The organism is Streptomyces sp. NPDC037054, assembly GCF_055606745.1.
In genome coordinates this window covers 62,690-84,301 of the sequence record NZ_JBVJSJ010000017.1, presented here as the reverse complement: position 1 = coordinate 84,301, position 21,612 = coordinate 62,690, and the positions used below count along the sequence as shown (strand labels likewise).

26 protein-coding genes are annotated in these 21,612 nt (G+C 71.9%); 8 read left to right on the top strand and 18 right to left on the bottom strand.

All coding sequences use genetic code 11. The features are described 5' to 3' along the window. Window positions 1–46 precede the first annotated feature (46 nt). From hpt to dacB, 4 genes are all read right to left on the bottom strand, one after another. Window positions 47–607 carry a hypoxanthine phosphoribosyltransferase gene (gene hpt, locus ACZ7D7_RS31350; RefSeq protein WP_470828810.1) on the bottom strand — a complete coding sequence of 187 codons (561 nt, stop codon included), beginning with the start codon at window positions 605–607 and terminating at the stop codon, window positions 47–49. A gap of 105 nt (window positions 608–712) precedes the next feature. After that, on the bottom strand, window positions 713–1,789 hold the full coding sequence (tilS, locus tag ACZ7D7_RS31345) for a tRNA lysidine(34) synthetase TilS (protein WP_470828727.1): 1,077 nt from the start codon (window positions 1,787–1,789) through the stop codon (window positions 713–715). Between the two features lie 192 nt (window positions 1,790–1,981). Further along, window positions 1,982–3,106, bottom strand: a complete 1,125-nt coding sequence (locus tag ACZ7D7_RS31340; protein WP_470828726.1) for a zinc-dependent metalloprotease — start codon at window positions 3,104–3,106, stop codon at window positions 1,982–1,984. Window positions 3,107–3,182: 76 nt separating this feature from the next. Further along, window positions 3,183–4,610, bottom strand: a complete 1,428-nt coding sequence (gene dacB, locus ACZ7D7_RS31335; protein WP_470828724.1) for a D-alanyl-D-alanine carboxypeptidase/D-alanyl-D-alanine endopeptidase — start codon at window positions 4,608–4,610, stop codon at window positions 3,183–3,185. A gap of 231 nt (window positions 4,611–4,841) precedes the next feature. Here dacB and ACZ7D7_RS31330 point away from each other — a divergent pair, with 231 nt between their 5' ends. Together ACZ7D7_RS31330 and ACZ7D7_RS31325 are read left to right on the top strand one after the other, a co-directional pair. Continuing rightward, a complete protein-coding gene (locus tag ACZ7D7_RS31330; protein WP_003991985.1) occupies window positions 4,842–5,333 on the top strand; it encodes an inorganic diphosphatase in 492 nt (163 codons plus the stop codon). Between the two features lie 108 nt (window positions 5,334–5,441). Beyond that, window positions 5,442–7,139, top strand: a complete 1,698-nt coding sequence (locus tag ACZ7D7_RS31325; RefSeq protein ID WP_470828723.1) for a threonine/serine exporter family protein — start codon at window positions 5,442–5,444, stop codon at window positions 7,137–7,139. Window positions 7,140–7,193: 54 nt separating this feature from the next. On the opposite strand, the gene ACZ7D7_RS31320 is transcribed toward ACZ7D7_RS31325, so the two are convergent. The 8 genes from ACZ7D7_RS31320 to ACZ7D7_RS31285 all read right to left on the bottom strand — a co-directional run bounded on the left by ACZ7D7_RS31320 (window position 7,194) and on the right by ACZ7D7_RS31285 (window position 14,791). Continuing rightward, window positions 7,194–8,153, bottom strand: a complete 960-nt coding sequence (locus ACZ7D7_RS31320) for a DedA family protein (protein WP_470828722.1) — start codon at window positions 8,151–8,153, stop codon at window positions 7,194–7,196. Window positions 8,154–8,331: 178 nt separating this feature from the next. Beyond that, on the bottom strand, window positions 8,332–9,093 hold the full coding sequence (locus ACZ7D7_RS31315) for a MerR family transcriptional regulator (protein WP_470828721.1): 762 nt from the start codon (window positions 9,091–9,093) through the stop codon (window positions 8,332–8,334). A gap of 90 nt (window positions 9,094–9,183) precedes the next feature. Beyond that, window positions 9,184–9,945 carry an ABC transporter permease gene (locus ACZ7D7_RS31310; RefSeq protein WP_470828719.1) on the bottom strand — a complete coding sequence of 254 codons (762 nt, stop codon included), beginning with the start codon at window positions 9,943–9,945 and terminating at the stop codon, window positions 9,184–9,186. After that, the gene (locus ACZ7D7_RS31305; protein WP_470828718.1) at window positions 9,942–10,967 is read right to left on the bottom strand and encodes an ATP-binding cassette domain-containing protein; all 1,026 of its coding nucleotides are present in this window, start codon (window positions 10,965–10,967) and stop codon (window positions 9,942–9,944) included. Before ACZ7D7_RS31305 ends, ACZ7D7_RS31310 begins: the two co-directional genes overlap by 4 nt. Before the next feature lie 74 nt (window positions 10,968–11,041). After that, the gene (locus ACZ7D7_RS31300; RefSeq protein ID WP_470828717.1) at window positions 11,042–11,683 is read right to left on the bottom strand and encodes a PadR family transcriptional regulator; all 642 of its coding nucleotides are present in this window, start codon (window positions 11,681–11,683) and stop codon (window positions 11,042–11,044) included. A 57-nt stretch (window positions 11,684–11,740) separates the two neighbouring features. Next, the gene (locus ACZ7D7_RS31295) at window positions 11,741–12,280 is read right to left on the bottom strand and encodes a DinB family protein (RefSeq protein ID WP_470828716.1); all 540 of its coding nucleotides are present in this window, start codon (window positions 12,278–12,280) and stop codon (window positions 11,741–11,743) included. Between the two features lie 137 nt (window positions 12,281–12,417). Beyond that, window positions 12,418–13,878, bottom strand: a complete 1,461-nt coding sequence (locus ACZ7D7_RS31290) for an aldehyde dehydrogenase family protein (RefSeq protein ID WP_470828715.1) — start codon at window positions 13,876–13,878, stop codon at window positions 12,418–12,420. An 88-nt stretch (window positions 13,879–13,966) separates the two neighbouring features. Further along, on the bottom strand, window positions 13,967–14,791 hold the full coding sequence (locus ACZ7D7_RS31285; protein WP_470828809.1) for a helix-turn-helix domain-containing protein: 825 nt from the start codon (window positions 14,789–14,791) through the stop codon (window positions 13,967–13,969). 206 nt (window positions 14,792–14,997) lie between these two features. Here ACZ7D7_RS31285 and ACZ7D7_RS31280 point away from each other — a divergent pair, with 206 nt between their 5' ends. Both ACZ7D7_RS31280 and ACZ7D7_RS31275 read left to right on the top strand, forming a co-directional pair. Beyond that, a complete protein-coding gene (locus tag ACZ7D7_RS31280; protein WP_470828714.1) occupies window positions 14,998–15,132 on the top strand; it encodes a hypothetical protein in 135 nt (44 codons plus the stop codon). A gap of 48 nt (window positions 15,133–15,180) precedes the next feature. Next, entirely contained in the window at window positions 15,181–15,660 is a 480-nt protein-coding gene (locus ACZ7D7_RS31275; RefSeq protein ID WP_470828712.1) for an ATP-binding protein, read from the top strand. A 22-nt stretch (window positions 15,661–15,682) separates the two neighbouring features. Here the strand turns inward: ACZ7D7_RS31275 and ACZ7D7_RS31270 are convergent, their stop codons facing one another. The 5 genes from ACZ7D7_RS31270 to rpmG all read right to left on the bottom strand — a co-directional run bounded on the left by ACZ7D7_RS31270 (window position 15,683) and on the right by rpmG (window position 18,138). Then, complete coding sequence (locus tag ACZ7D7_RS31270; RefSeq protein ID WP_470828711.1) at window positions 15,683–15,952, bottom strand: DUF397 domain-containing protein; 270 nt, start codon at window positions 15,950–15,952, stop codon at window positions 15,683–15,685. Window positions 15,953–16,318: 366 nt separating this feature from the next. Next, on the bottom strand, window positions 16,319–16,552 hold the full coding sequence (rpsR, locus tag ACZ7D7_RS31265) for a 30S ribosomal protein S18 (protein ID WP_470828710.1): 234 nt from the start codon (window positions 16,550–16,552) through the stop codon (window positions 16,319–16,321). A gap of 7 nt (window positions 16,553–16,559) precedes the next feature. Then, a complete protein-coding gene (locus ACZ7D7_RS31260; RefSeq protein ID WP_470828709.1) occupies window positions 16,560–17,711 on the bottom strand; it encodes a CobW family GTP-binding protein in 1,152 nt (383 codons plus the stop codon). 4 nt (window positions 17,712–17,715) lie between these two features. After that, a complete protein-coding gene (locus ACZ7D7_RS31255; RefSeq protein ID WP_470828707.1) occupies window positions 17,716–17,964 on the bottom strand; it encodes a type B 50S ribosomal protein L31 in 249 nt (82 codons plus the stop codon). A gap of 9 nt (window positions 17,965–17,973) precedes the next feature. Next, window positions 17,974–18,138, bottom strand: coding sequence for a 50S ribosomal protein L33 (gene rpmG / locus ACZ7D7_RS31250; RefSeq protein WP_333932256.1), 165 nt, complete (start codon window positions 18,136–18,138; stop codon window positions 17,974–17,976). 63 nt (window positions 18,139–18,201) lie between these two features. Between rpmG and rpmB the strand changes: the two genes are divergently transcribed. The 4 genes from rpmB to ACZ7D7_RS31230 all read left to right on the top strand — a co-directional run bounded on the left by rpmB (window position 18,202) and on the right by ACZ7D7_RS31230 (window position 20,249). Further along, window positions 18,202–18,438 carry a 50S ribosomal protein L28 gene (gene rpmB / locus ACZ7D7_RS31245; RefSeq protein WP_470828706.1) on the top strand — a complete coding sequence of 79 codons (237 nt, stop codon included), beginning with the start codon at window positions 18,202–18,204 and terminating at the stop codon, window positions 18,436–18,438. Next, window positions 18,438–18,743 (top strand): 30S ribosomal protein S14, encoded by a 306-nt coding sequence (gene rpsN, locus ACZ7D7_RS31240; RefSeq protein WP_470828704.1) that lies wholly within the window; start codon window positions 18,438–18,440, stop codon window positions 18,741–18,743. Before rpmB ends, rpsN begins: the two co-directional genes overlap by 1 nt. Window positions 18,744–19,041: 298 nt before the next feature. Continuing rightward, window positions 19,042–19,515, top strand: a complete 474-nt coding sequence (locus ACZ7D7_RS31235; protein WP_470828807.1) for a hypothetical protein — start codon at window positions 19,042–19,044, stop codon at window positions 19,513–19,515. 179 nt (window positions 19,516–19,694) lie between these two features. Then, window positions 19,695–20,249 (top strand): DUF4232 domain-containing protein, encoded by a 555-nt coding sequence (locus tag ACZ7D7_RS31230; protein ID WP_470828703.1) that lies wholly within the window; start codon window positions 19,695–19,697, stop codon window positions 20,247–20,249. A 136-nt stretch (window positions 20,250–20,385) separates the two neighbouring features. Here ACZ7D7_RS31230 and ACZ7D7_RS31225 read toward each other — a convergent pair whose 3' ends face one another. Then, window positions 20,386–21,561: a DUF2786 domain-containing protein gene (locus ACZ7D7_RS31225; RefSeq protein ID WP_470828701.1), complete on the bottom strand. Its 1,176-nt coding sequence runs from the start codon at window positions 21,559–21,561 to the stop codon at window positions 20,386–20,388. Window positions 21,562–21,612: the final 51 nt, after the last annotated feature.

Genomic DNA, 21,612 nt, shown 5'->3' with positions numbered 1-21,612 from the left:
GGGCCGCCGGGGTTCCCGATCGTCCTACATGGGCCGTCCCGGGGGCTCAGCCGCCGTAGACGTGGGGCGCGAGAGTACCGACGAACGGGAGGTTGCGGTACTTCTCGGCGTAGTCGAGGCCGTAGCCGACGACGAACTCGTTGGGAATGTCGAAGCCGACCCATTCCACGTCGATGGCGACCTTTGCGGCCTCGGGCTTGCGCAGCAGGGTGCACACCTTGAGGGTGGCGGGCTCGCGCGAGCCGAGGTTGGAGATCAGCCAGGACAGGGTCAGGCCGGAGTCGATGATGTCCTCGACGATCAGGACGTGCTTGCCCTTGATGTCGGTGTCGAGGTCCTTGAGGATCCGCACGACGCCGGAGGACTGGGTGCCCGCCCCGTAGGACGACACGGCCATCCAGTCCATCGTGACGGGGGTGGACAGCGCTCGGGCGAGGTCGGCCATGACCATCACCGCGCCCTTGAGGACGCCGACGATGAGGAGGTCCTTGCCCGCGTATTCCGCGTCGATCTTCGCGGCCAGCTCGGCCAGCTTCGCGTCGATCTCTTCCTTGGTGATGAGTACCTGCTTGAGGTCGGCACCCATGTCTTTCGCGTCCACCCGCATCACTTTCGGTCGGTCGTACCGCATTGAATGGCTCGTTCGCCTCCGGGGCGACGGGCCCCTTTGCGCCGCCGGCCGTCCCTCCGCTGGGGTACTGGAGGTCCCGACTCAGCCTTGCCGAATCACCAGTCTGCCACCCTGCCGCCGGGCGACGACTTTGCCGGGGAGGTTGATGGCTCCCTGGCCGCGCCAGCCGGTGATCAGCCGGTCGACTTCCTCGATGTGCCGGGCGAACAGCGAACCGGCCGGGGCGCCCGCGTCGATGGCGGCGCTGCGCAGGACGCGGCGGCGTACGGCGGGGGGCAGGGCGTAGAGCTTGGCGCACTCGAGGCGGCCGGTGGCGTCCCGGACGGAGGCCTCGGCCTGGCGGGCCCAGGTGTCGAGGGCGTCGGCGTCGTCGCGGGAGAGCCGGGCGGTGCGGGCGAGGGCCTCGACGACGCCCTTGCCGAGAGCTTTCTCCAGGGCGGGCAGGCCTTCGTGGCGGAGCCGGGAGCGGGTGTAGGCGGGGTCGGCGTTGTGCGGGTCGTCCCAGACGGGGAGGGACTGGACCATGCAGGCCTTGCGGGCGGTCTGCCGGTCGAGTTCGAGGAAGGGGCGCCGGTAGCGGCCGTCGGCCCCCGAGACCGCGGCCATGCCGGACAGCGAGCGGATGCCGGAGCCGCGGGCGAGGCCGAGCAGGACGGTTTCGGCCTGGTCGTCGCGGGTGTGGCCGAGGAGGACGGCGGCGGCGCCGTGGCGTTCGGCGGCGGCGTCGAGGGCGGCGTAGCGGGCGTCGCGGGCGGCGGCTTCGGGGCCTCCCTCGCGGCCGACGGTGACGGCGACGGCGTCCACGGGGTCGAGTCCGAGGCCGCGCAGGCGCAGGACGACTTCGTCGGCGCGCAGGTCGGAGCCGGGCTGGAGGCCGTGGTCGACGGTGACGCCGCCGGCGCGGATGCCGAGTTTGGGGGCTTCGAAGGCGAGGGCCGAGGCGAGCGCCATGGAGTCGGCGCCGCCGGAGCAGGCGACGAGCACGAGCGGGGACGGCGGGCGCTCGTGGGGCGGGGTGAGGGGGCCGCCGTCGGCGGCCGTGGGGCCGGTGCCGGGGGCGGCGGCGCTGTCAGTGGTGCGGTGGTGTTCGGTCAGGAGGTCGTGGAGCACGCGGCGGACCGCCAGGCGTATCGCCGCAACCGCAGGATGGGGACCCATGTCCGGTTCCCTTCAAGAAAGTTTTCGGGGGTGAGCCCGAGGCCGGTCACTCAGAGTGTGTAGATGGTGACAGAACCGGGCCGTTCCCCGAGCATTGCACGCCTACCCATCGCTCACGGTCCCTCGGACGGGTGATTGGAGGGGCGTTCGCCTGCCGTCGGCCGGTTTCGTTTCACGACCGCTCCGGGGTGTTCATGCCTCGGGCCTGCCGTGCATCCGCGCGACCCAGTCCGCCGGTTTGGCGATCTCCGCCTTGGTGGGGAGGGTGTTCGGGGAGGTCCACACGCGGTTGAAGCCGTCCATGCCGACCTGGTCGACGACGGCCCGGACGAAGCGTTCGCCGTCGCGGTACTGGCGGAGTTTGGCGTCGAGGCCGAGCAGTTTGCGCAGGGCCAGGTCGAGGCGTGAGGCTCCCTTGGCGCGGCGCTGCTGGAACTTCTCGCGGATCTCGGCGACGGTCGGCACGACCTCGGGTCCGACGCCGTCCATGACGAAGTCGGCGTGGCCCTCCAGCAGGGACATCACGGCGGTGAGGCGGCCGAGGATCTCGCGCTGGGCGGGGGTCTGCACGATCTCCACGAGGGACCGTCCCTCGTCGCCCTCCTCGCCCTCGGGGCGGCCGCCGGCGAGGGTCTGGGCGGCCTCGCGGACGCGTTCGAGGACGGTCATGGGGTCGACGTCGGTCTCGCTCAAAAACGACTGGATTTCGCCCTCGAGGTGGTCGCGCAGCCACGGCACGGAGGAGAACTGCGTGCGGTGGGTCTCCTCGTGCAGGCAGACCCAGAGCCTGAAGTCGTGGGGCTGGACGTCGAGTTCGCGCTCGACGTGCACGATGTTCGGGGCGACGAGCAGCAGGCGTCCGGCGCCGTTCTCCCCGGCGGGCAGTTCGCGGGTGGGCGGGGCGAAGGTCTCGTACTGGCCGAGGACGCGGGAGGCGAGGAACGACAGCAGCATGCCGAGTTCCACGCCGGTGACCTTGCCGCCGACGGCGCCGAGGACCGCGCCGCCGGGGCCGCCGCCGCGCCGTTCCTGCATCTTGTCGAGGAGGGGCTTGAGGAGTTCCCGGAAGCCCGCGACGTTCGCCCGGACCCAGCCGGGGCGGTCGACGACGAGGATCGGGGTGTCGTGGGTGTCCTCGGTGCCCATCCGGGTGAAGCCCCGGACGTGTTCCTCGGAGGCCTTGGCGTGCCGGCGGAGTTCCGCGACGACGGCCCTGGCCTCGTCGCGGCTCACTTCCGGGCCAGGCCGCACGAGCCGGGTCGCGGTCGCCACCGCGAGATTCCAGTCGACCATCTCCGCACCACGGATGCTCGTCATGCGTCAACCGTACGTGAGCGTTCCCCCTTGGGGCAGGCGGCGCGGGGCGCCGGGGGCGGGCGCGGGGGCGGGCAGGTCAGCGGCAGCCGCACGTCGACAGGGTGGTCGCCGCGGTGTCCAGGGCCTTCTGGGCCGCGGCGGGGTCGGTCGTGCCCGAGGCCAGGAAGGCGAAGGCCAGGACGCGGCCGCCGCGGTCGACGACCGTGCCCGCGAGGGCGTTGACGCCCGTCAGGGTGCCGGTCTTGGCGCGGACGAGGCCGGCCGCGCCGTCGGCGTAGCGGCCGCTGAGGGTGCCGGTGAAGCCGGCGACGGGCAGGCCGGTGAGGGCGGGGCGCAGTTCGGGGTGGTCGGGGTCGGCGGCGGCGACGAGGAGGGCGGTGAGGAGGTCGGCGGTGAGGCGGCCGGTGCGGTCGAGGCCGCTGCCGTCCTTGATGTCGGCGCCGGCGACGGGCAGGCCGAGGCGGTCCAGCCGGGCGCGGATCGCGTCGCCCGCGCCGGCGAGGTCGGCGCGTGCGCCGGTCGCGACGGCGGTGTGGCGGGCGAGGGCCTCGGCGATGTCGTTGTCGCTGTTGGTCAGCATGCGTTCGACGAGGGCGGCGACCGGGGGCGAGGAGACCGTGGCGAGGGTTTCGGCGCGGCCGGTGGCCTTGGAGGGGCCGGGCGGCGTGGTCGTGATGCCGTGGTCCTCCAGAAGGTCGCCGAAGCGGCGGGCGGCGTCGGCGGCGGGGTCGGGGACGCGGGGTGCGGGGCCGCGGGTGGAGTCGTCGGTGCGGGCCTCGTCGACCATGAGGGCGGTGACGGGGGCGAGGTTGTCGTTGACCCCGATCGAGTGGAGTTCGGGGCCGGCGTACAGGGTGGTGTCGTAGGACAGGGTGACTTCGCGCAGGCCGCGTTCGGTGAGGGCGGCGGCGGTGCGGTCGGCGAGGGCGCGCAGGTCGGCGTTGCCGTCGGTCTTCTCGCGGGCGGTGAGGGTGGGGTCGCCGCCGCCGACGAGGACGAGTTCCTTCGTGTCGGGTTCGAGGGCGGTGCGGGTGGTGAGGCGGTGGTCGGGGCCCAGCGCGGAGAGCGCGGCGACGGCGGTGGCGATCTTGGTGGTGGAGGCGGGGGTGAGGGCCTCGCCGGCGCCGAGGCCGTGGAGCCGCTCGCCGGTGGTGACGTCGACGACGGCGGCGGAGCGGCGCGGGCCGAGCGCCGGGTCCTTCAGCAGCGGCGCCAGGGCGTCCGCGATCTTCTTGGCGTCGGGGGCGTCCGGGGCGGCCTGGACGGTGGTGCCGGCGCCGAGGCCGGTCAGGACGGACGCGGCGCTGGGCGCGGGCTCCGGTTCCCGGGACGCGGGGTCGCGACCGTGATCTGCGCCACCCGTGGCTTCCCACGCGGCCGCCCGGTCCCGCTCGGCCGTACGCTGACCCGAGGAGTCCCAGGGGCCGGCGGCGGTCACCACACCGGCGGCGAGCGCCAGTCCGGCGGTGGCGGCGCCCGCGGTGTACTGCCAGGTCCTCGTCATCCGCTTGAGCTGCGGTTTCGTGGTCGTCGCAAGCCGTGCGAGCCGCGGCCCGGCGGCTGCGGCGGCCCGGGCGAGACGCGGCCGTACGGCGCCCACGAGACGCGTCACATGCGGTCTCGCGGATCGCCAAGGTCTCAGCTCTGGCACGACACCAGCCCCTTTCGCGATCACACACCTGCGTGAGGGACACTTAACCACCAGAACTATGTGCTGATCATGGAGGAGCCACCGGTGGAGTTCGACGTCACGATCGAGATTCCGAAGGGTTCGCGGAACAAGTACGAGGTGGACCACGAGACCGGTCGTATCCGCCTGGACCGCCGACTCTTCACCTCGACCAGCTACCCGGCCGACTACGGCTTCGTCGAGAACACCCTCGGCGAGGACGGCGACCCGCTGGACGCGCTGGTCATCCTGGACGAGCCGACCTTCCCCGGCTGCCTCATCCAGTGCCGCGCGATCGGCATGTTCCGCATGACGGACGAGGCGGGCGGCGACGACAAGCTGCTGTGCGTCCCGGCGCACGACCCGCGTGTGGAGCACCTGCGCGACATCCACCACGTGTCCGAGTTCGACCGCCTGGAGATCCAGCACTTCTTCGAGGTCTACAAGGACCTGGAGCCCGGCAAGTCGGTCGAGGGCGCCAACTGGGTGGGCCGTACGGACGCCGAGGCGGAGATCGAGCGGTCCTACAAGCGCTTCAAGGAGCAGGGCGGCCACTGAGCCTCCGGTTCCTGCCGAACGGGTCGTACGCGTGCGCGTGCGACCCGTTCGTCTTTGTGTGCGCATACTTGGGCGTACCGGAGGTGTCGTTCAGGGAGCGCTACGCAAGTGACGGACGCGGAGGACCGCAAGCCGCAGTCGGACGAGGCCAGGAGCGCGTTCCTGCCTCCTGCCGGGCTGGCGGTGCCACCGGTCGACAGCGAGTCGTCGACGACCTCGGAGTTCGCGCTGCCGGACGGGCTGGCCGTCCCGAAGGGCGGTTCGGAGTCGGAGACGACGTCGGAGTTCGCCGTGCCGGACGGGCTCGACGTGTCAGCGCCGGCCGAGTCGGAGGGCTCGGCGTTCAGCACGCCGCGCACGTACAGCGCGCGGCAGGCCCCGCCCGCGTTCACGCCGCCGAGCGGGATACCGATCGTCGACCTGACCAAGGACGTGCCGTGGCAGGACCGCATGCGCACGATGCTGCGCATGCCGGTGGCCGAGCGGCCCGCGCCGGAGCTGGTGCACAAGACGGAGGACGAGACCGGTCCGGCCGTCCCGCGCGTGCTCGACCTGACGCTGCGTATCGGGGAGTTGCTGCTGGCGGGCGGCGAGGGCGCCGAGGACGTGGAGGCGGCGATGTTCGCCGTGTGCCGCTCCTACGGCCTGGACCGCTGCGAGCCGAACGTCACGTTCACGCTGCTGTCGATCTCGCACCAGCCGTCGCTGGTGGACGACCCGGTGACGGCGTCGCGCACGGTGCGCCGCCGGGGCACGGACTACACGCGGCTCGCGGCCGTGTACCAGCTGGTGGACGACCTGTCCGACGCGGACACGCACATCTCGCTGGAGGAGGCCTACCGGCGGCTGGCGGAGATCCGCCGCAACCGGCACCCCTATCCGACGTGGGTGCTGACGTCGGCGAGCGGGCTGCTCGCGGGCGCGGCCTCGGTGCTCGTCGGCGGTGACCTGATCGTGTTCGTCGCGGCCGTGATCGGCGCGATGCTCGGCGACCGGCTGGCGTGGCTGTGCGCGGGGCGCGGGCTGCCGGAGTTCTACCAGTTCACGGTGGCCGCGATGCCGCCGGCCGCGATGGGCATCGCGCTGACGCTAGCGCACGTGGACGTGAAGGCGTCCGCGGTGATCACCGGTGGGCTGTTCGCGCTGCTGCCGGGGCGGGCGCTGGTGGCGGGTGTGCAGGACGGTCTGACGGGCTTCTACATCACCGCGGCGGCGCGGCTGCTGGAGGTCATGTACTTCTTCGTCGGCATCGTCGTCGGCGTGCTGGTGGTGCTGTACTTCGGGGTGAAGCTGGGCGCCGAGCTCAATCCGGACGCGGCGCTGAGCGCCACGGAGCGGCCGCTGGTGCAGATCGGCGCGTCGATGCTGCTGTCGCTGACGTTCGCGGTGCTGTTGCAGCAGGAGCGGGCCACGGTGCTGCTGGTGACGCTCAACGGCGGTGTCGCGTGGACGGTGTACGGCGCGATGCACTACGCGGGCGGGATCTCGCCGGTGGCGTCCACGGCGGCGGCGGCCGGTCTGGTGGGGCTGTTCGGGCAGTTGCTGTCCCGCTACCGGTTCGCGTCCGCGCTGCCGTACACGACGGCGGCGATCGGGCCGCTGCTGCCGGGTTCCGCGACGTACTTCGGTCTGCTGGCGATCTCGCAGAACGAGCTGGACGCGGGGCTGTTGTCGATCACGAAGGCCGTGGCGCTGGCCATGGCCATCGCGATCGGGGTGAACCTCGGGTCGGAGATCTCCCGGCTGTTCCTGCGGGTGGGCTCGGCGGGCCAGCGGCGGGCCGCGAAGCGGACCCGAGGATTCTGACGCGGGGCGCCGAGCGTCCCTGGCCGCCCCGCGCCCTCCGTCGTTCCGTCTCGGTCAGTAGCCCTCGTTGTAGGGCTGCTGGGGGTTCTGGTGCCCGTAGCCCTGGGGGTACTGGGGCGCCTGCGGGGCGTACGGCTGCTGGGGCTGGGGCTCCCGGCCGTAGTACTGCTGGTCGTACGGCTGCTGCGGGTGCTGGGGCTGCTGCGGGTGCTGGGGCCGGTGCTGCTGCGGCTGGTGCTGCTGGGGGTACTGGTCCTGGGCGTACGGGTCGGCGTACGGGTCCTGGTGGGCCGGGGGAACGCGGCGGAGCTGGGTCGTGGCGTCGTCCATCATCGAGGGCTGCTGCTGGGCCGCCGGGTACGGGGCCGCGGCGGCCGGGGCCTCGGCGGCGGCGCGCTTCTTCTTGGCACGCTCGCGCAGGTACTCGACGATGATCGGGACGACCGAGAGCACGACGATCAGGATGAGGATCGACTCGACGTTCTTCCGAATGAACTCGATCTGGCCGAGCCAGTAGCCCGCCACGGTGACGCCCGTGCCCCAGGCGATGCCGCCGATGATGTTGTACGTGACGAACGTGCGGTACTTCATGCGGCCGGCGCCCGCCACGATCGGCGCGAAGGTGCGCACGATGGGGACGAAGCGGGCCAGCACGATGGCCTTCGGGCCGTACTTCTCCATGAACTCGTGGGCCTTCTCCAGGTTCTCCTGTTTGAAGAGCTTGGAGTTGGGGCGGTTGAAGAGCCTCGGCCCGAAGAACTTCCCGATCATGTACCCCACCTGGTCGCCGACGACGGCGGCGATCACGATCAGGGTGCAGACCAGCCACAAGGGCTGGCTGATGTAGTTCCCCTCGGCCACGAAGAGGCCCGCGGTGAACAGCAGCGAGTCACCGGGCAGGAAGGCGAAGAGACCCGACTCGGCGAAGACGATCAGCAGGATGCCGGGGAGGCTGAAGGTCGAGATCAGGTAGTCGGGGCTGAGCCACTCGGGGCCGAGCGCAAGCGTGGTCACGGGAATGTGGCTCCTGCTGCTGAGGTACGGGGGTACGGGCTGGGGGGCTGGCTGCCCAAAAGTATCAACGCAACCGTCGTGGCCCAGGTTCCACGGGCGTTCCCAGCATGCCCTGTGCCCGGCCGGGGCCAAAGTCGTGCTGGTCCCGGCCGGGCGGTGGGTGCCCCCGGCGTGCGGCCTAGGCGGTGCGCCGGGCGGCGTTGGCGGCGATCGCGTCCCTCAGGTAGACCGCGAGGCCGGGGCGGATCTTGTCGTAGGTCGCGGTGAACCGGGGGTCCGCGACGTACATGTCGCCGAGGCAGGTGTGCATCTCGTGCGAGCAGTCGTAGGCGGTGCTGGAGATGACCAGGCGGTGCTCCTCGGCCGCGTCCATGGCCTCCTCGGAGTCCGCCGGGGTGCCGGCCGCCATCAGATCGGCGATGCGGCGGTGGACCGCGTCGAACTGCTCGGTGGCGCGTTTCCAGTCCTCCTTGGTGGCCGAGGCGGCCCGCTCCTGCGACTGGCGGTAGGCCTCGGTGTGGCCCCAGCGTTCGCGCACCTCGTCCTGGTACTGGTCCGGGTCGAAGTCCCCGAACACCTCGAACTTCTCCTCGGGCGTGAGGTTGATCCCCATCTTGCGTGCCTCCATGGCCTGCTCCACGGCCTCCGCCATCTTGCGCAGCTTCTCGATCCGGGCGGTCAGCAGCTCGTGCTGGCGGCGCAGGTGCGCGCGCGGGTCCGCGTCCGGGTCGTCGAGCAGGGCGGCGACCTCGTCGAGCGGGAAGCCGAGCTCGCGGTAGAACAGGATCTGCTGCAGCCGGTCGAGGTCGGCGTCGCTGTAGCGCCGGTGCCCCGCGTGGCTGCGCTCGCTCGGGACGAGCAGGCCGATGCCGTCGTAGTGGTGCAGCGTGCGCACGGTCACGCCGGCGAAACCGGCCACCTGGCCCACCGAGTAGCTCACCTTCCGCTCCTTTCGGGTTGACGCCCTCAAGGCTGGGTCCTCACGCGGCGTGAGGTGCAAGCCGGAATGGTCCCGGGACCGGAACGGCCCTCAACGGCTCAGGCGGGCGAACCGCCGTACCGCCAGTGGGAGGAACACGGCCAGCAGGGCGAGCGGCCACGCGATCGCCGCCCAGACGTGACCCGATTCTCCCCCGGGGCTGCCGAACAGGTCGCGCACGGCCGTCGCGGTCTGGGACATCGGGTTCCACTGGACGGCCGTGCCGAGCCAGCCGGGCATGGACTCGGGCGCGGCGAACGCGTTGGACAGGAAGCCGACCGGCCAGACGAGGATCTGCACGGCCTGGACCAGTTCGGGCCGGCCCGCCACCAGGGCCAGGTGGATGCCGATCCACAGCATGGCGAACCGGAACAGCAGCAGGAGGCCAACGGCGCCGAGGAAGCCCGCGAGGGTGCCGGTCGCGCGCCAGCCGATCGCGTACCCGACGGCGATCAGCACCAGCAGGCCGATCGCGGACTGGAGCATGTCGGCCGCCGAACGGCCCACCAGGACGGCCCCGTCGGTCATCGGCATGGAGCGGAACCGGTCGATCACGCCCTTGTTGAGGTCCTGGGTGACCGCCAGCATGGTCCCTTCGAGTCCGAACGCCATGGTCAGCGCGAGCATGCCGGGCACCAGGTAGTCGACGTAGTCGCCGTCGACGCCGCGTCCGCCGCCGACGAGGTAGCCGAACATCAGCAGCAGCATCACGGGGAAGACGAGGCCGACGAGGACCTGCACCGGCTGCCGTGCCCAGTGGGCGAGTTCGCGGCGGGTCATGGTCCAGGAGTCGGTCAGGGCGTGTGTGGTCATGCGGTCCCCCTCACGCGCGCGTGCGCGTCGCTGCTCTTCGCGCGCGCGTGCGCGTCATCACTCGTCCCGCGCGCGTGCGCGTCGTTTCCGGTCAGCCGCAGGAACACCTCGTCCAGCGTCGGCCTGCGCAGGGCGATGTCCTCGGCGTGGATGCCGGCCTCCTCCAGGGCGCGCACCACGCCGGCGAGCGCCGTCATGCGGTCGGTGACGGGGGCGCTGAGCAGACGGCGGTCGGCGTCCACGGTCACCTCGTCCTTGGGTACGGGCAGCAGGGCGACGGCGGCGCCGAGCTGTCCCGCGTCGCGCAGGACGACGTCGATGCGGTCGGCGCCGACGCGGGCCTTGAGGCCGTCCGCCGTGCCCTCGGCGACGACTTGGCCGGCGTCGACGAGCGAGATGCGGTCGGCGAGCTGGTCGGCCTCCTCCAGGTACTGCGTGGTGAGCAGGACCGTCGTACCGCCGCCGACCAGGGAGCGGACCGCGGCCCACACCTCGGCGCGGCCGCGCGGGTCGAGGCCGGTCGTGGGTTCGTCCAGGAACAGCACCTCCGGTTCGGTGATGAGGGACGCGGCCAGGTCGAGGCGGCGCCGCATGCCGCCGCTGTACTGCTTGACGGGTTTGCGCCCGGTGTCGGAGAGGCCGAAGCGCTCCAGCAGTTCGCCGGCCCGCACGCGCGCGTGGCGGGCGCCCAGGTGGTGGAGGCGGCCGAACAGCTCCAGGTTCTGCCGGCCGCCGAGCTCCTCGTCGAGCGCGGCGTGCTGGCCGAGCAGCCCGATCCTCAGGCGGACGGCGTAGGCGTCGGTCACGACGTCGTGCCCCGCCACCTCCACCCGGCCCGCGTCGGGCCGCAGCAGGGTGGCCAGGACCCGGACCAGGGTCGTCTTGCCCGCGCCGTTGGGCCCCAGCACGCCGTGCACCGTGCCGCGCGCGACACGCAGGTCGAGGCCGTCCAGCGCGTCCCTGTCCGCTTTGCCGCCGTATCTCTTGCGTGCCCCTTCGACGGTGATCGCCGCGTCGGCCACAGACCCTCCCTCATTAGTCAAACTTGACTACTTGCGTCGAAGGTATCTCCACTCCCGCGATTGGTCAAACTTGATTAGCGGTCGTCCCCGGGATGCCGCTCCGGTGTCGCGTAGGGGTTCTTCTCGCCCTCGCGGAGCACTCCGACGAACGGCTCGCCCTCCCCGGCGAAGGTGTACGCGCCGCCCTCGATCCGCTCGATCAGGCCGCGGGCCCACTCGGCCTCGGCGTCGGCCGTGCGGACCCAGAAGTTCATGATCTCCCCGATGTGGCCCAGTTGTTCGGGGCCGTCCTCGGGCACGTAGTGCTCGGTGACGGCGCCCCGCCACTCCTCGATGCGCCGGGTGCGCTCCTTGAGGAGGGCCACCGCCTCGTCCCTCGGCAGGTACACGACGAAGCCGATGGCCGCGGACTTCATGTCCATCTTCTGGTCGTGGGCGACGAGGGCCTCGCGCAGCAGCGCGAAGAACTCCTCGTCGCCCGCCGGCGTGATCTCGTACTCGGTGCGCGGCGGCCCGCCCGCGGTGGACGGCGCGATCTCGTGCGCGTGCAGCAGGCCCTGCTTCGCCATCTGCTTCAGGGCGTGGTAGATCGAGCCGGGCTTGGCGTTGGACCACTCGTGCGCGCCCCAGTACTCCAGGTCGTTGCGCACCTGGTAGCCGTGGGCCCGCCCGTGCTGACGCACGGCGCCGAGCACGAGGAGACGGATCGCTGACATGTGCTCAGCCTAGGCCGCGCGACGCCCCCGGCCGGGGGCACCCCCAGCGGGCGCCTGTCAAGCGGCCCGCTCCATCGCGACCAGTTCGAAGGCCGTCCTGCCGTCCAGGGACTCGCGGACGATGTCGGCGTGACCGGCGTGCCGGGCCGTCTCGCGGATCAGGTGCAGCACCAGCCAGCGCACCGAGACACGGCCCTCGGGCGGGAACCACGGCTCGTCCGGCAGGGCGAAGGTGTCGTCGAGACTCGGCACCGAGCGGACGTACGCCTCGGTCTCCGCGGCGACCTTCTCCCAGTACGCGAGCCGGTCCTGGAGCGTCTCGCCCTCGACCAGCCGGAAGCACTCGTGCCAGTTCGACGCGTCGCGGTGCACCGCCGGCTCCTCGCCCTTGGCGCGGGCCAGCCAGCCCTGCTCGACCTCCGTGAGGTGCTTGACCAGCCCGCCCAGGGACAGCTCGCTCGCGCTGGGCGTGGCCGAGGCCTGCTCGTCGGTCAGGCCCAGCACCGCCCGGCGGACACCGCCGCGCTGCTCGGCGAGGAAGGAGAGGAGCGCGCCGCGCTCGTCGCCGTGCGCCTCCGCGGGAACGTGAGTGACCATGACCGGCCTGCCTTTCGTCGGGATCGGCATCTCTGCCTGACACCGACGAAGCTACGGGCCCTTGAGGACAGATCCTGTCCTCAAGGGCCCGTGATGACGAAGTCCCCGGTGGCCGTCGCGCCGACCGGCCGGGGCGATCAGAAGGGGAAGGCGCTCCGGCCGTGCTGGACCGAGATCCACTTCAGCGTCGTGAACGCCTCCAGCGTCGTCTCGCCGTTGAGGCGGCCGAGGCCGGAGTGCTTCTCGCCGCCGAACGGCACGATCGGCTCGTCGTGCACGGTGGCGTCGTTCACGTGGAACATGCCGGTGTCGATCCGCTTGGCGAAGTTCACGCCGCGCTCGATGTCGCCGGTGTGCACGGCGCCGCTCAGGCCGTACCGCGTGTCGTTGACGAGGCGCACCGCCTCCTCCTCGCCGTCGAACGGGATGAGGAAGGCGACCGGCCCGAAGACCTCCTGCTGGAGCAGTGCCGAGTCGGCGGGGACGCCGGTGAGGACGGACGGCTCCACCAGGTTGTCGGTGGTGGTGCCGTGCACCAGGGCGGTCGCGCCCTCGGCGAGCGCCTGCGCGACCACGCCCGAAACGGCGTCCGCCTGCGAGGAGTTGATCACCGGCCCGATGATCGTCTCCGGGTCGCGCGGGTCACCGGTCTTGAGGGACTTGACCTTGGCGACGAACTTCTCGGTGAACTCGTCGGCGATCGAGGCGTCCACGAGGATCCGGTTGGCGGCCATGCAGACCTGCCCCTGGTGCAGGTACCGGCTGAAGACGGCCGCGTCGACCGCGTAGTCGACGTCCGCGTCGTCGAGCACCACCAGGGCGCTGTTGCCGCCCAGTTCGAGCACGGAGCGCTTGAAGTTCTTGGCGCAGACGGTGGCGACGTGCCGGCCGACGCCGTCGGAGCCGGTGAAGGAGATGACCTTGGGGACGGGGTGCTCCAGGAAGGCGTCGCCTATCTCGGCGATGTCCGTGACGACAACGTTGAGCAGACCGGCGGGCAGGCCCGCGTCCTCGAAGATCTTCGCGAGCAGGGTGCCGCCGGCGATCGGGGTGTTCTGGTGCGGCTTCAGCACGACCGCGTTGCCGAGGGCGAGCGCCGGGGCGACCGACTTCAGCGACAGCAGGAACGGCACGTTGAACGGGCTGATGACGCCGACGACACCGACCGGGACGCGGTAGACGCGGTTCTCCTTGCCGTCGATCGGCGAGGGGATGATCCGGCCCTCGGGCCGCAGCGCCACGTGGATCGCCTCGCGCATGAACTCCTTGGCGAGGTGCAGCTCGAAGTAGGCCTTGCCGATCGTGCTGCCCAGCTCGGCGACGAGCACCTCGGCGATGTCCTGCTCGCGCTCCTCGATCAGCCGCAGCGCCTTCTCGAACACCGCGCGCCGGGCGTACGGGTTGACCTCCGCCCACTCCTTCTGGGCGCGGGCCGCGACGCGGTACGCCTCGTCGACCTCGTCGACCGTGGCTATCGTGATCGACGCGAGCTTCTCGTCGTCGTACGGGTTGAAGTCGATGATGTCCCAGGAGCCGGTGCCCGGGCGCCACTCACCGTCGATGTACTGCTGAGCCAGGTCGGTGAAGTACGACGACATGTGATCCCTCAATCCCTTGCTGCCGAGGCCGACGGCGCCGGCGCCTGAGCAACTTCACGGTCTGATCACATGTCATCGTACTGATGTCTCAAGAGAGTTGAAGGAGTCCCCGGAGAAGGTCGCGGCTCTCGTCCGGGCCCGGACTGTCGTGCTGGAGCTCCTTGAGCGCGTTCTCGTACTGGGCGACGTCCTCGGCCTTGTCGAGGTAGAGCGCGCTGGTGAGCTGCTCCAGGTACACGACGTCCGACAGGTCCGACTCGGGGAAGCTGAGGATCGTGAAGGCGCCGCTCTCGCCGGAGTGCCCGCCGAAGCCGAACGGCATGACCTGGAGCCGCACGTTGGGCCGCTCGGAGAACTCGATCAGGTGCTGCAACTGGCCGCGCATCACCTCGCGGTCGCCGTAGGGGCGGCGCAGGGCGGCCTCGTCCAGGACCACGTGGAACTCGGGCGCGTTCTCGTCGACGAGGTACTTCTGACGCTCCATGCGCAGCGCCACGCGCCGGTCCACGTCGGCGTCGCTCGCGCCCTTCATGCCGCGCCGCACGACCGCGCGGGCGTACTCCTGCGTCTGCAACAGGCCGTGCACGAACTGCACTTCGTACGCGCGGATGAGGGAGGCGGCACCCTCGAGACCCACGTAGGTGGGGAACCAGCTGGGCAGCACGTCGGAGTAACTGTGCCACCAGCCCGCGACGTTGGCCTCCTTGGCGAGGGACAGCAGCGACGCGCGCTCCTGCTCGTCCGTGATGCCGTACAGCGTCAGCAGGTCCTCGACGTCCCTCGTCTTGAAGCTCACCCGGCCCAGCTCCATCCGGCTGATCTTCGATTCCGAGGCGCGGATCGAGTAGCCCGCCGCCTCGCGCGTGATCCCCCGAGCCTCACGCAGTCGCCTGAGTTGTGATCCGAGCAGCATGCGCCGCACCACCGATCCCGGCTCTCCCGCGCTCACCTTCGCCAGCCTCCCCAACCGTCTTCAGGTGCCGAAGTCTGCCACTAAAACACTCCGAGCAGTACTCGCTCGGTTACGGAAACGGAATCGCGCCAAAGAATTGACACAGGAGGCGACAGGCCGGGGCACTCAACAGAGGGAAGTCGGACAACATCCGCCACGAAGAAGCCGTGAAGATGACGGAAAAATTGGCCAAGAAGCGGTACGGGCAGGTCCATTTCGGTCACGTGCACGTGCATCTGCCCTTGCATCTGCTGTTCGCATCCGAAAGCATGGTCCCGCACCACCGCGCCGCCTCGCTATGACCGCGAACTCCCGGGGGAGTGCCTCGCATGGGGACGAATGGATCGACCATGCTCGAGCCGTTACGGCAGGGCCTTCCGCCGCTGGACCCCGCGGCCGTGTCCAACGCCGCCTCCTGCGCCCTGCCCGCACGCTACGAAGCGGTGCGCGAGGCACGTCACTTCACCCGCCGGACCCTCGCCCAGTGGGACGCCGCCGACCGTTACGACGACGTGTGCCTGGTGGTCTCCGAACTCGTGACCAACGCCCTGCGGCACGGCCTGCCGTCGGACACCCCCCGGGTGCCGGAGCAGACCCCGCCCGTACGGCTGCACCTGCTGCGCTGGACCGAGCGGCTGGTGTGCGCGGTGCGCGACCCCAGCATCGACAGCCCGGTGGCCCGCGACTCCGGCGACTTCTCGGCGGAGTCCGGCCGCGGGCTGTTCCTCGTCGAGTCCTTCAGCGACAGCTGGGGCTGGCACCCGCTGGCGGGCACCCTCAACGGCAAGGTGGTCTGGGCGCTGTTCCGTCTGAACCGGCCGCTGGACTGACGCGGTACCGTCCGGCGTACTCTCAGCCCCGGACGAGGTGGTCGAACTCGCCGTCCTTCACGCCCAGGAGCATCGCCTCGATCTCCGCGCGCGTGTAGACGAGGGCGGGCCCGTCGGGGAAGCGCGAGTTGCGCACCGCCACGTCTCCGCCGGGCAGCCGCGCGAACTCCACGCAGGAACCCTGAGAGTTGCTGTGCCGGCTCTTCTGCCAGGCCACGCCGTGCAGCTGCGTGGCGGCGATGCCGTTGTACACGCCGGACGCGTCGTGGGCGTGGTGCACGTCGTGGTCCACAGGTCGCTCCCCGGTGATGCACTGGCTGGTGAGGCCATAGATGCAGTGGTCAACTGTCCCGGATCATAGCTGTGTTTCAAGTGCAGTTGCATGAGCAGATGCACGTGCACGCGGGGTTATCCCGCGATTACACCTGCGGGCGGCACGGCACGTCTCGTGTTGCTGCGTCTGCCCTGGCCTCCCGATTCGAATCCCTCGCGCACGAGGAAAGACGCACGGCAGCGCGTTGGTGTTCCCTCCACCGACTGATCGTCCGGCCTCGGCCGCACCCATCCTCACCTGTGGACAACACGAAGGCGGAAGCCTCCCATACGTCACTACGCAGGGAGGCTCCCGCCCGTTCAATCGGCTCAGCGATGAATCGGATCAGCGATCGGCGTACGGCAACAGCGCCATCTCGCGCGCGTTCTTGATCGCCCGCGCCAACTGCCGCTGCTGCTGCGCCGACACGCGCGTGACGCGCCGGCTGCGGATCTTGCCGCGGTCGGAGATGAACCTCCGCAGCAGATCGGTGTCCTTGTAGTCGATGTACGTGATGCCTGCCGCGTCCAGGGGGTTGGGCCGGGGCTTTGCGGGCTTGCGGTCGCTCTTGCGGGGCATGGCGGGGTCAGACCTCCAGGAGGGTGTCGAAGGCGGGCGGCAGCCGCTTCCAGGCGTCGCGCCCGGCGGCGTACTCGGCGTCGGTCAGCAGGCAGGACTCCAGCAAGTGGGTCAGCCCGTCGCGGTCGAGGCCGGGGGACGTGAAGACGAGGTGCTGGCAGCGGTCGCCGTGCTCGGGGTGCCAGTCCAGTGCGGCGGCGGCACGGCGCACCGGCGGCACCATCTCCCAGGCGGCGTCCGGCAGCGAGGCGAGCCAGGGCCCGGCGCTCTCCACGCACAGCGCGCCGCCGGCCGCGTCCCAGTGCAGCAGCACGTCCGGCTTGTCGGCGAGCCAGAACCGGCCCCGGCTGCGGGCCGCGGCGCACGTCAGGTCCTCCAGCGCCTCGTACAGCCGCCCCGGGTGGAAGGGGCGGCGCCGGTGCCAGACCAGGGTGGCGACGCCGTGCGCGTCGGCGTCGGCGGGCAGCAGGGCGCACGCCGGGTGCTGGGCGGCGGCGGCCGCCTCCACGTCGAAACCGGCGAGGGCGGCGCGGGCCAACGGCGCGCCCTCGCCCGCCGGTTCGCCGTCGCCGATCGGCACCGTGCGGGCCGTCGGGTGCAGTTGCGCCAGCAGTTCCCGGTCCTCGTCGTCGGCCTCCGGGGAGTCGAGGACGGCGAGGACGGGCGCGTACTCCAGCTGGCGCGCGAAGGTGTCGGCGACCGTGCGCTGGTCGGTGGCCGCGGCGGCGAGACCGCCCTCGGCGAGGTCGTCGCCGTTGCCGAGGTACGGCAGCACCAGCGCCGGGTCGACGGCCGTGATCACGCCGGTGACGGTGAGCCCGCCCGCCGCGACCACCTCGGCCATGGCCTTCGGCTCGACGGAGTCCCACAGCTCGACGACCGCGAGCCGGGTGTCGCCCGCGTCCCGGAGCCGGACCAGCTCCGGCACCAGGTCCTCGCGCAGGGCGCAGCAGGCGCAGTCGTTGACGAGGGGTGCCTCGCCGGCGCCGACGACGCCGTGCGCGTCGCGGACGGTCCGTACGACCGTGCCCGCGGCGGCCGTCGCCAGGTCGTGGTGGAGGACGACGCTGCCGGGCACGTCGGCGAGCAGCCGCGCCACGACCGCCTTGCGGGCGTCGACGTGCAGACCGCCGACGATGACGACGGAGAGCTCGGGCACGGGATCAGCCCTGCTTCCCGTACCGGCGCTCGAAGCGCTCGACGCGGCCCGCGGTGTCCAGGACGCGCGCGGTGCCCGTGTAGAAGGGGTGGCTGACGTTCGAGATCTCGACGTCGACGACCGGGTAGGTGGTGCCGTCCTCCCACTCGACGGTGCGGTCGCTGGTCATGGTCGACCGGGTGAGGAAGGCGTAGTCGGCCGCCTTGTCGCGGAAGACGACGGGACGGTAGTCCGGGTGGATTCCCTTGCGCATGGCGGCTGTTCAGCGCTCCTCTCGGAAGTCGACGTGCCGGCCGGCGACCGGGTCGAACTTGCGCAGGGTCAGGCGGTCCGGGTCGTTGCGGCGGTTCTTGCGGGTCACGTAGGTGTAGCCGGTCCCGGCCGTGGACCGGAGTTTGATGACCGGACGGAGTTCGTTGCGTGCCATGCTGCTACCTTACTGAAAATGAATTCCATTTACACAACCTGAGGCAGAGAGGTACGTCACCACATGTCCGCGCACTGCATGCTGACCGGGGCCCGGCCGGGTTTCGGCAACCGCATCTCGCACTCCCACCGGCGCACGTCACGCCGGTTCGACCCGAACATCCAGACCAAGCGCTACTGGCTGCCGGGGGAAGGCCGGTACGTGCGGCTCCGGTTGAGCGCGAGGGGCATCAAGACCGTCGACACGATCGGCGTCGAGGCCGCCGTCGCCCGCATCCGCGCGCGGGGGGTGAAGGTCTGATGGCCAAGAAGAGCAAGATCGCGAAGAACGGGAAGCGGCAGGAGATCGTCGCGCGGTACGCCGCGCGCCGGGCCGAGCTGAAGGAGATCATCCGGCGCCCGTCGACGCCGGAGGCCGAACGCCTCGCCGCGCAGGCCGAGTTGCGCAGGCAGCCGCGCGACGCGAGCGCCACGCGCGTGCGCAACCGCGACCAGGTCGACGGGAGGCCGCGCGGATACTTCCGCACCTTCGGCCTGTCCCGCGTCTCGCTGCGCTCGCAGGCGCATGCGGGGTATTTGCCGGGGGTGCGGAAGTCGTCTTGGTGAAGCGCTCCCGATGAGGGAGTCCCGTTGAGGGGGGGCTCGGCGTGAGGGGTGGGGCTCTGTGTGAGGGGTGGGGCTCTGTGTGAGGTCGGCGTCGGGTCAGCGGGGCGGTTCGGTGGGCCCGGGAGGGCCGTGGAGATGGCTGGTAGCTTGCGGCCAGCGGGCCGACGGGCTCGATCCGGGCGGGTCCACGGGCTCGCCCCGGACCACCGGCTACAGCTTGGGAGTTCCAGTGACCTCGCCGACCTTCTCGCGTCCCTCACGCCCTGCACGCCGCACGCGCGCGTTGTCACGCCGACCACTGCGGGTCGTGGCCGCCGTCGCGGGGCTGGCCGGGGCCCTCGCGCTGACCGCGTGCAGCGACGGCGGTGACGCCGCCGGCAAGGCGTCGGACACACCCTCCGCCTCCGCGCCGGCCAGTGGTGGCGGCGACGGCGACGCGAGTGACGGCGCGTCGGCGTCCGCCTCCCCCGGCGGGCTGGAGGGCAGCTGGCTCACGACGACCGACGGCAAGGCCGTGGCCCTGGTGATCAACGGCACGCAGGCCGGCCTGTTCGCGACGGGCGGCACGGTGTGCAGCGGCACCGCCGAGGGCGAGTCGATCCGGCTCAAGTGCACCGACGGCAGCGACGACCGGGCGAACGGCACGGTCGGCACCGTGAACGGCAAGTCGATGACGGTGACCTGGGAGGGCACCCTCGGCGAGGAGACGTACACCAAGTCCGAGGGCGGCAAGATGCCGACGGGGCTGCCGACGGCGGGACTGGGGTCGTAACGCGCGGGGCCAGGGTCGCAACACGCGGCCCGGGTCGTAAACGCGCGAGGCTGAGGTCCCCACGCGCGCGTGGGTCATCACGCGCGCGGGGCGTTTTCGGTGGCCCGGGCGGCGGGACCACCGTGTCGTGCGTGATGATCCACGGGCAGCGTCAACGACCGAGCACCCTGGGGACCTTCATGCGCACCACACCGATCGCCGTCACCGCCCTCACCGCGGCCCTGTTCCTGACCGCCTGCGGCAGCGGAGGTGACGGCGACGACGGCAAGGCCGGCGCCGGGGCGACCGCCTCGGCCAAGAGCGGTACGGCCTCTTCGGAGGGCGGCGCGGCCTGCCGGATCGGCGACGTCGCCGTCGACGTCGGCCCCGCGAACGCCGCCCCCGCCGCCGGCGACACCGGCAACATCCCCGTCACCGTCACCAACCAGGGCGGCCCCTGCACCCTGGACGGCCTGCCCGGCGTCGACGTCTCGGCCGGCGGCGAGTCCGTCGAGGTCCCGGCCCAGGAGGGCGCCAAGGCGGAGCCCTTGACGCTCACCGAGGGTCAGTCGGTGTCCTTCACGATCACGTACGTGCGCGGCGAGGAGGGCGCCGCGGACGGCGTCGACGCCGACGGCCTGAAGGTCAGGCTCCCCGGCCACTCCGACGACCGCGACTTCCCGTGGACGTACGGCCCGATCGCCGGGACGAGCGCCGACATCTCCGTCGGCGCCTTCCAGCCGGCCGGTGACTGAGACCCGGACGGCCACGTGAGCCCGGCAGGCGGCCGGGGCGGGGCAGGTGCGGGCGCCTCGCGGCGGGGCAGGGCAGGGCAGGGCAGGTGAGCCCGGCAGGCGCGGGGCAGGGCAGGTGAGCCCGGCAGGCGCCGGGTCAGGGCAGGTGTGGGCGGGCCCTGACCTCGGCGTCGTCGGCCGCACGCGCGCCCTCCGTCCAGCCCGCCTCGTCGCGTACGCCGCGCAGCCGGGTCGTGGTCGTCTCCGGGAACATGCTGTCCAGCCGCCCGGTGACGGCGACGTCGCGGGAGGCGAGCACGGGCAGCAGGTCGTCGGTCACCTGCGTCTCCGCGGCGGCCCGCAGCCGGGTGCCCACGCGATGGGCGTACGCGGCGAGGAAGGCCTGCCGGAAGGACTTGGTCCGCTTGCGGCCGCCGGCCCGCTGCGCGGCCTCCGCCCGGGTCATCGCGGTCTGCGCCTGCACGAGCAGTGAGGTGTAGAGGAGTTCGACGACCTCCAGGTCGGCCTCGAAGCCGACGACCGTGGAGAAGCCGAAGGCCTCGTTCCACACGGCACGGCAGTGGTTCGCGTCGGCGACCGCGTCCAGCAGCACCGCCTTGGCCTGCTCGTACGGCGGCTCCACGCCGATCCGGCAGGCGCCGGGCGCGTCGGGCGAGGGCGCCTCGGCGGACAGCAGCGCGGCGTCGATGCTGTGCCGGGCCATCAGCTCCTGCGCCTTGGCGCTGAGCGCCTCCGCCTCCTCCGGGTATCCGGTCGCCTCCGCCTTGGCGAGCAGGGCGCGGATGCGGGTGAGTGCGCGGGACTCCGGGTGGCGCCCGCCGTCCCGGTCCCCGGCCCGCCCCTCGGCTCGCTCCCCGGCCCGTCCTCTTATTCGCTCCCCGGCGCGCCTCCGCGTGGGTTCCTCGAGCGGTTCGAGCGCGGGCAACCGCAGCAGCAGCCGGTACAGCTCCAGCACCGCCGTGGCGTGCGTGAAACGGTCGGTGCGGGGCGGCGGCGCCTCGGCGGCCAGCTCCTCGACCTGGGCGGCCCAGCGACGCCCCCGCGGCCGGTCGTGCGGCGCCTGCGCCCGGATCAGCGCGGACACCACGCGTACGTGTACGTCGTCCAGGTCGCGGCGCACGACGCGTACGACGTCGGCGGGCTGCCAGCCGCGCCGCCAGGCCGCCGCCACGAACTCCTCGCCGCGCCGGGCGAGTTCGGCGTCGGCGTCCTTGTCGGCCGCGAGCAGGGACGCGGCGGTGTCCAGGGACGCGTCGGCGGAGTCGTAGAGGGCGGCCCGCAGGGCGCGCTCGACGGTGCTGGTGGTGCTCACCGGGCGATGGTGCCACGTGGCCGGTGCGGACGGCGTCCCGCGTGATCACTG

What these genes read in the sequence shown, in the direction of transcription:
- hpt (WP_470828810.1), bottom strand. Translation starts at nt 607, where the DNA reads ATGCGGGTGGACGCGAAAGACATGGGTGCCGACCTCAAGCAGGTACTC.
- tilS (WP_470828727.1), bottom strand. Translation starts at nt 1,789, where the DNA reads ATGGGTCCCCATCCTGCGGTTGCGGCGATACGCCTGGCGGTCCGCCGC.
- ACZ7D7_RS31340 (WP_470828726.1), bottom strand. Translation starts at nt 3,106, where the DNA reads ATGACGAGCATCCGTGGTGCGGAGATGGTCGACTGGAATCTCGCGGTG.
- dacB (WP_470828724.1), bottom strand. Translation starts at nt 4,610, where the DNA reads ATGACGAGGACCTGGCAGTACACCGCGGGCGCCGCCACCGCCGGACTG.
- ACZ7D7_RS31310 (WP_470828719.1), bottom strand. Translation starts at nt 9,945, where the DNA reads ATGACCACACACGCCCTGACCGACTCCTGGACCATGACCCGCCGCGAA.
- ACZ7D7_RS31300 (WP_470828717.1), bottom strand. Translation starts at nt 11,683, where the DNA reads ATGTCAGCGATCCGTCTCCTCGTGCTCGGCGCCGTGCGTCAGCACGGG.
- ACZ7D7_RS31295 (WP_470828716.1), bottom strand. Translation starts at nt 12,280, where the DNA reads ATGGTCACTCACGTTCCCGCGGAGGCGCACGGCGACGAGCGCGGCGCG.
- ACZ7D7_RS31290 (WP_470828715.1), bottom strand. Translation starts at nt 13,878, where the DNA reads ATGTCGTCGTACTTCACCGACCTGGCTCAGCAGTACATCGACGGTGAG.
- ACZ7D7_RS31285 (WP_470828809.1), bottom strand. Translation starts at nt 14,791, where the DNA reads ATGCTGCTCGGATCACAACTCAGGCGACTGCGTGAGGCTCGGGGGATC.
- ACZ7D7_RS31275 (WP_470828712.1), top strand. Translation starts at nt 15,181, where the DNA reads ATGCTCGAGCCGTTACGGCAGGGCCTTCCGCCGCTGGACCCCGCGGCC.
- rpsR (WP_470828710.1), bottom strand. Translation starts at nt 16,552, where the DNA reads ATGCCCCGCAAGAGCGACCGCAAGCCCGCAAAGCCCCGGCCCAACCCC.
- ACZ7D7_RS31255 (WP_470828707.1), bottom strand. Translation starts at nt 17,964, where the DNA reads ATGCGCAAGGGAATCCACCCGGACTACCGTCCCGTCGTCTTCCGCGAC.
- rpmG (WP_333932256.1), bottom strand. Translation starts at nt 18,138, where the DNA reads ATGGCACGCAACGAACTCCGTCCGGTCATCAAACTCCGGTCCACGGCC.
- rpmB (WP_470828706.1), top strand. Translation starts at nt 18,202, where the DNA reads ATGTCCGCGCACTGCATGCTGACCGGGGCCCGGCCGGGTTTCGGCAAC.
- rpsN (WP_470828704.1), top strand. Translation starts at nt 18,438, where the DNA reads ATGGCCAAGAAGAGCAAGATCGCGAAGAACGGGAAGCGGCAGGAGATC.
- ACZ7D7_RS31230 (WP_470828703.1), top strand. Translation starts at nt 19,695, where the DNA reads ATGCGCACCACACCGATCGCCGTCACCGCCCTCACCGCGGCCCTGTTC.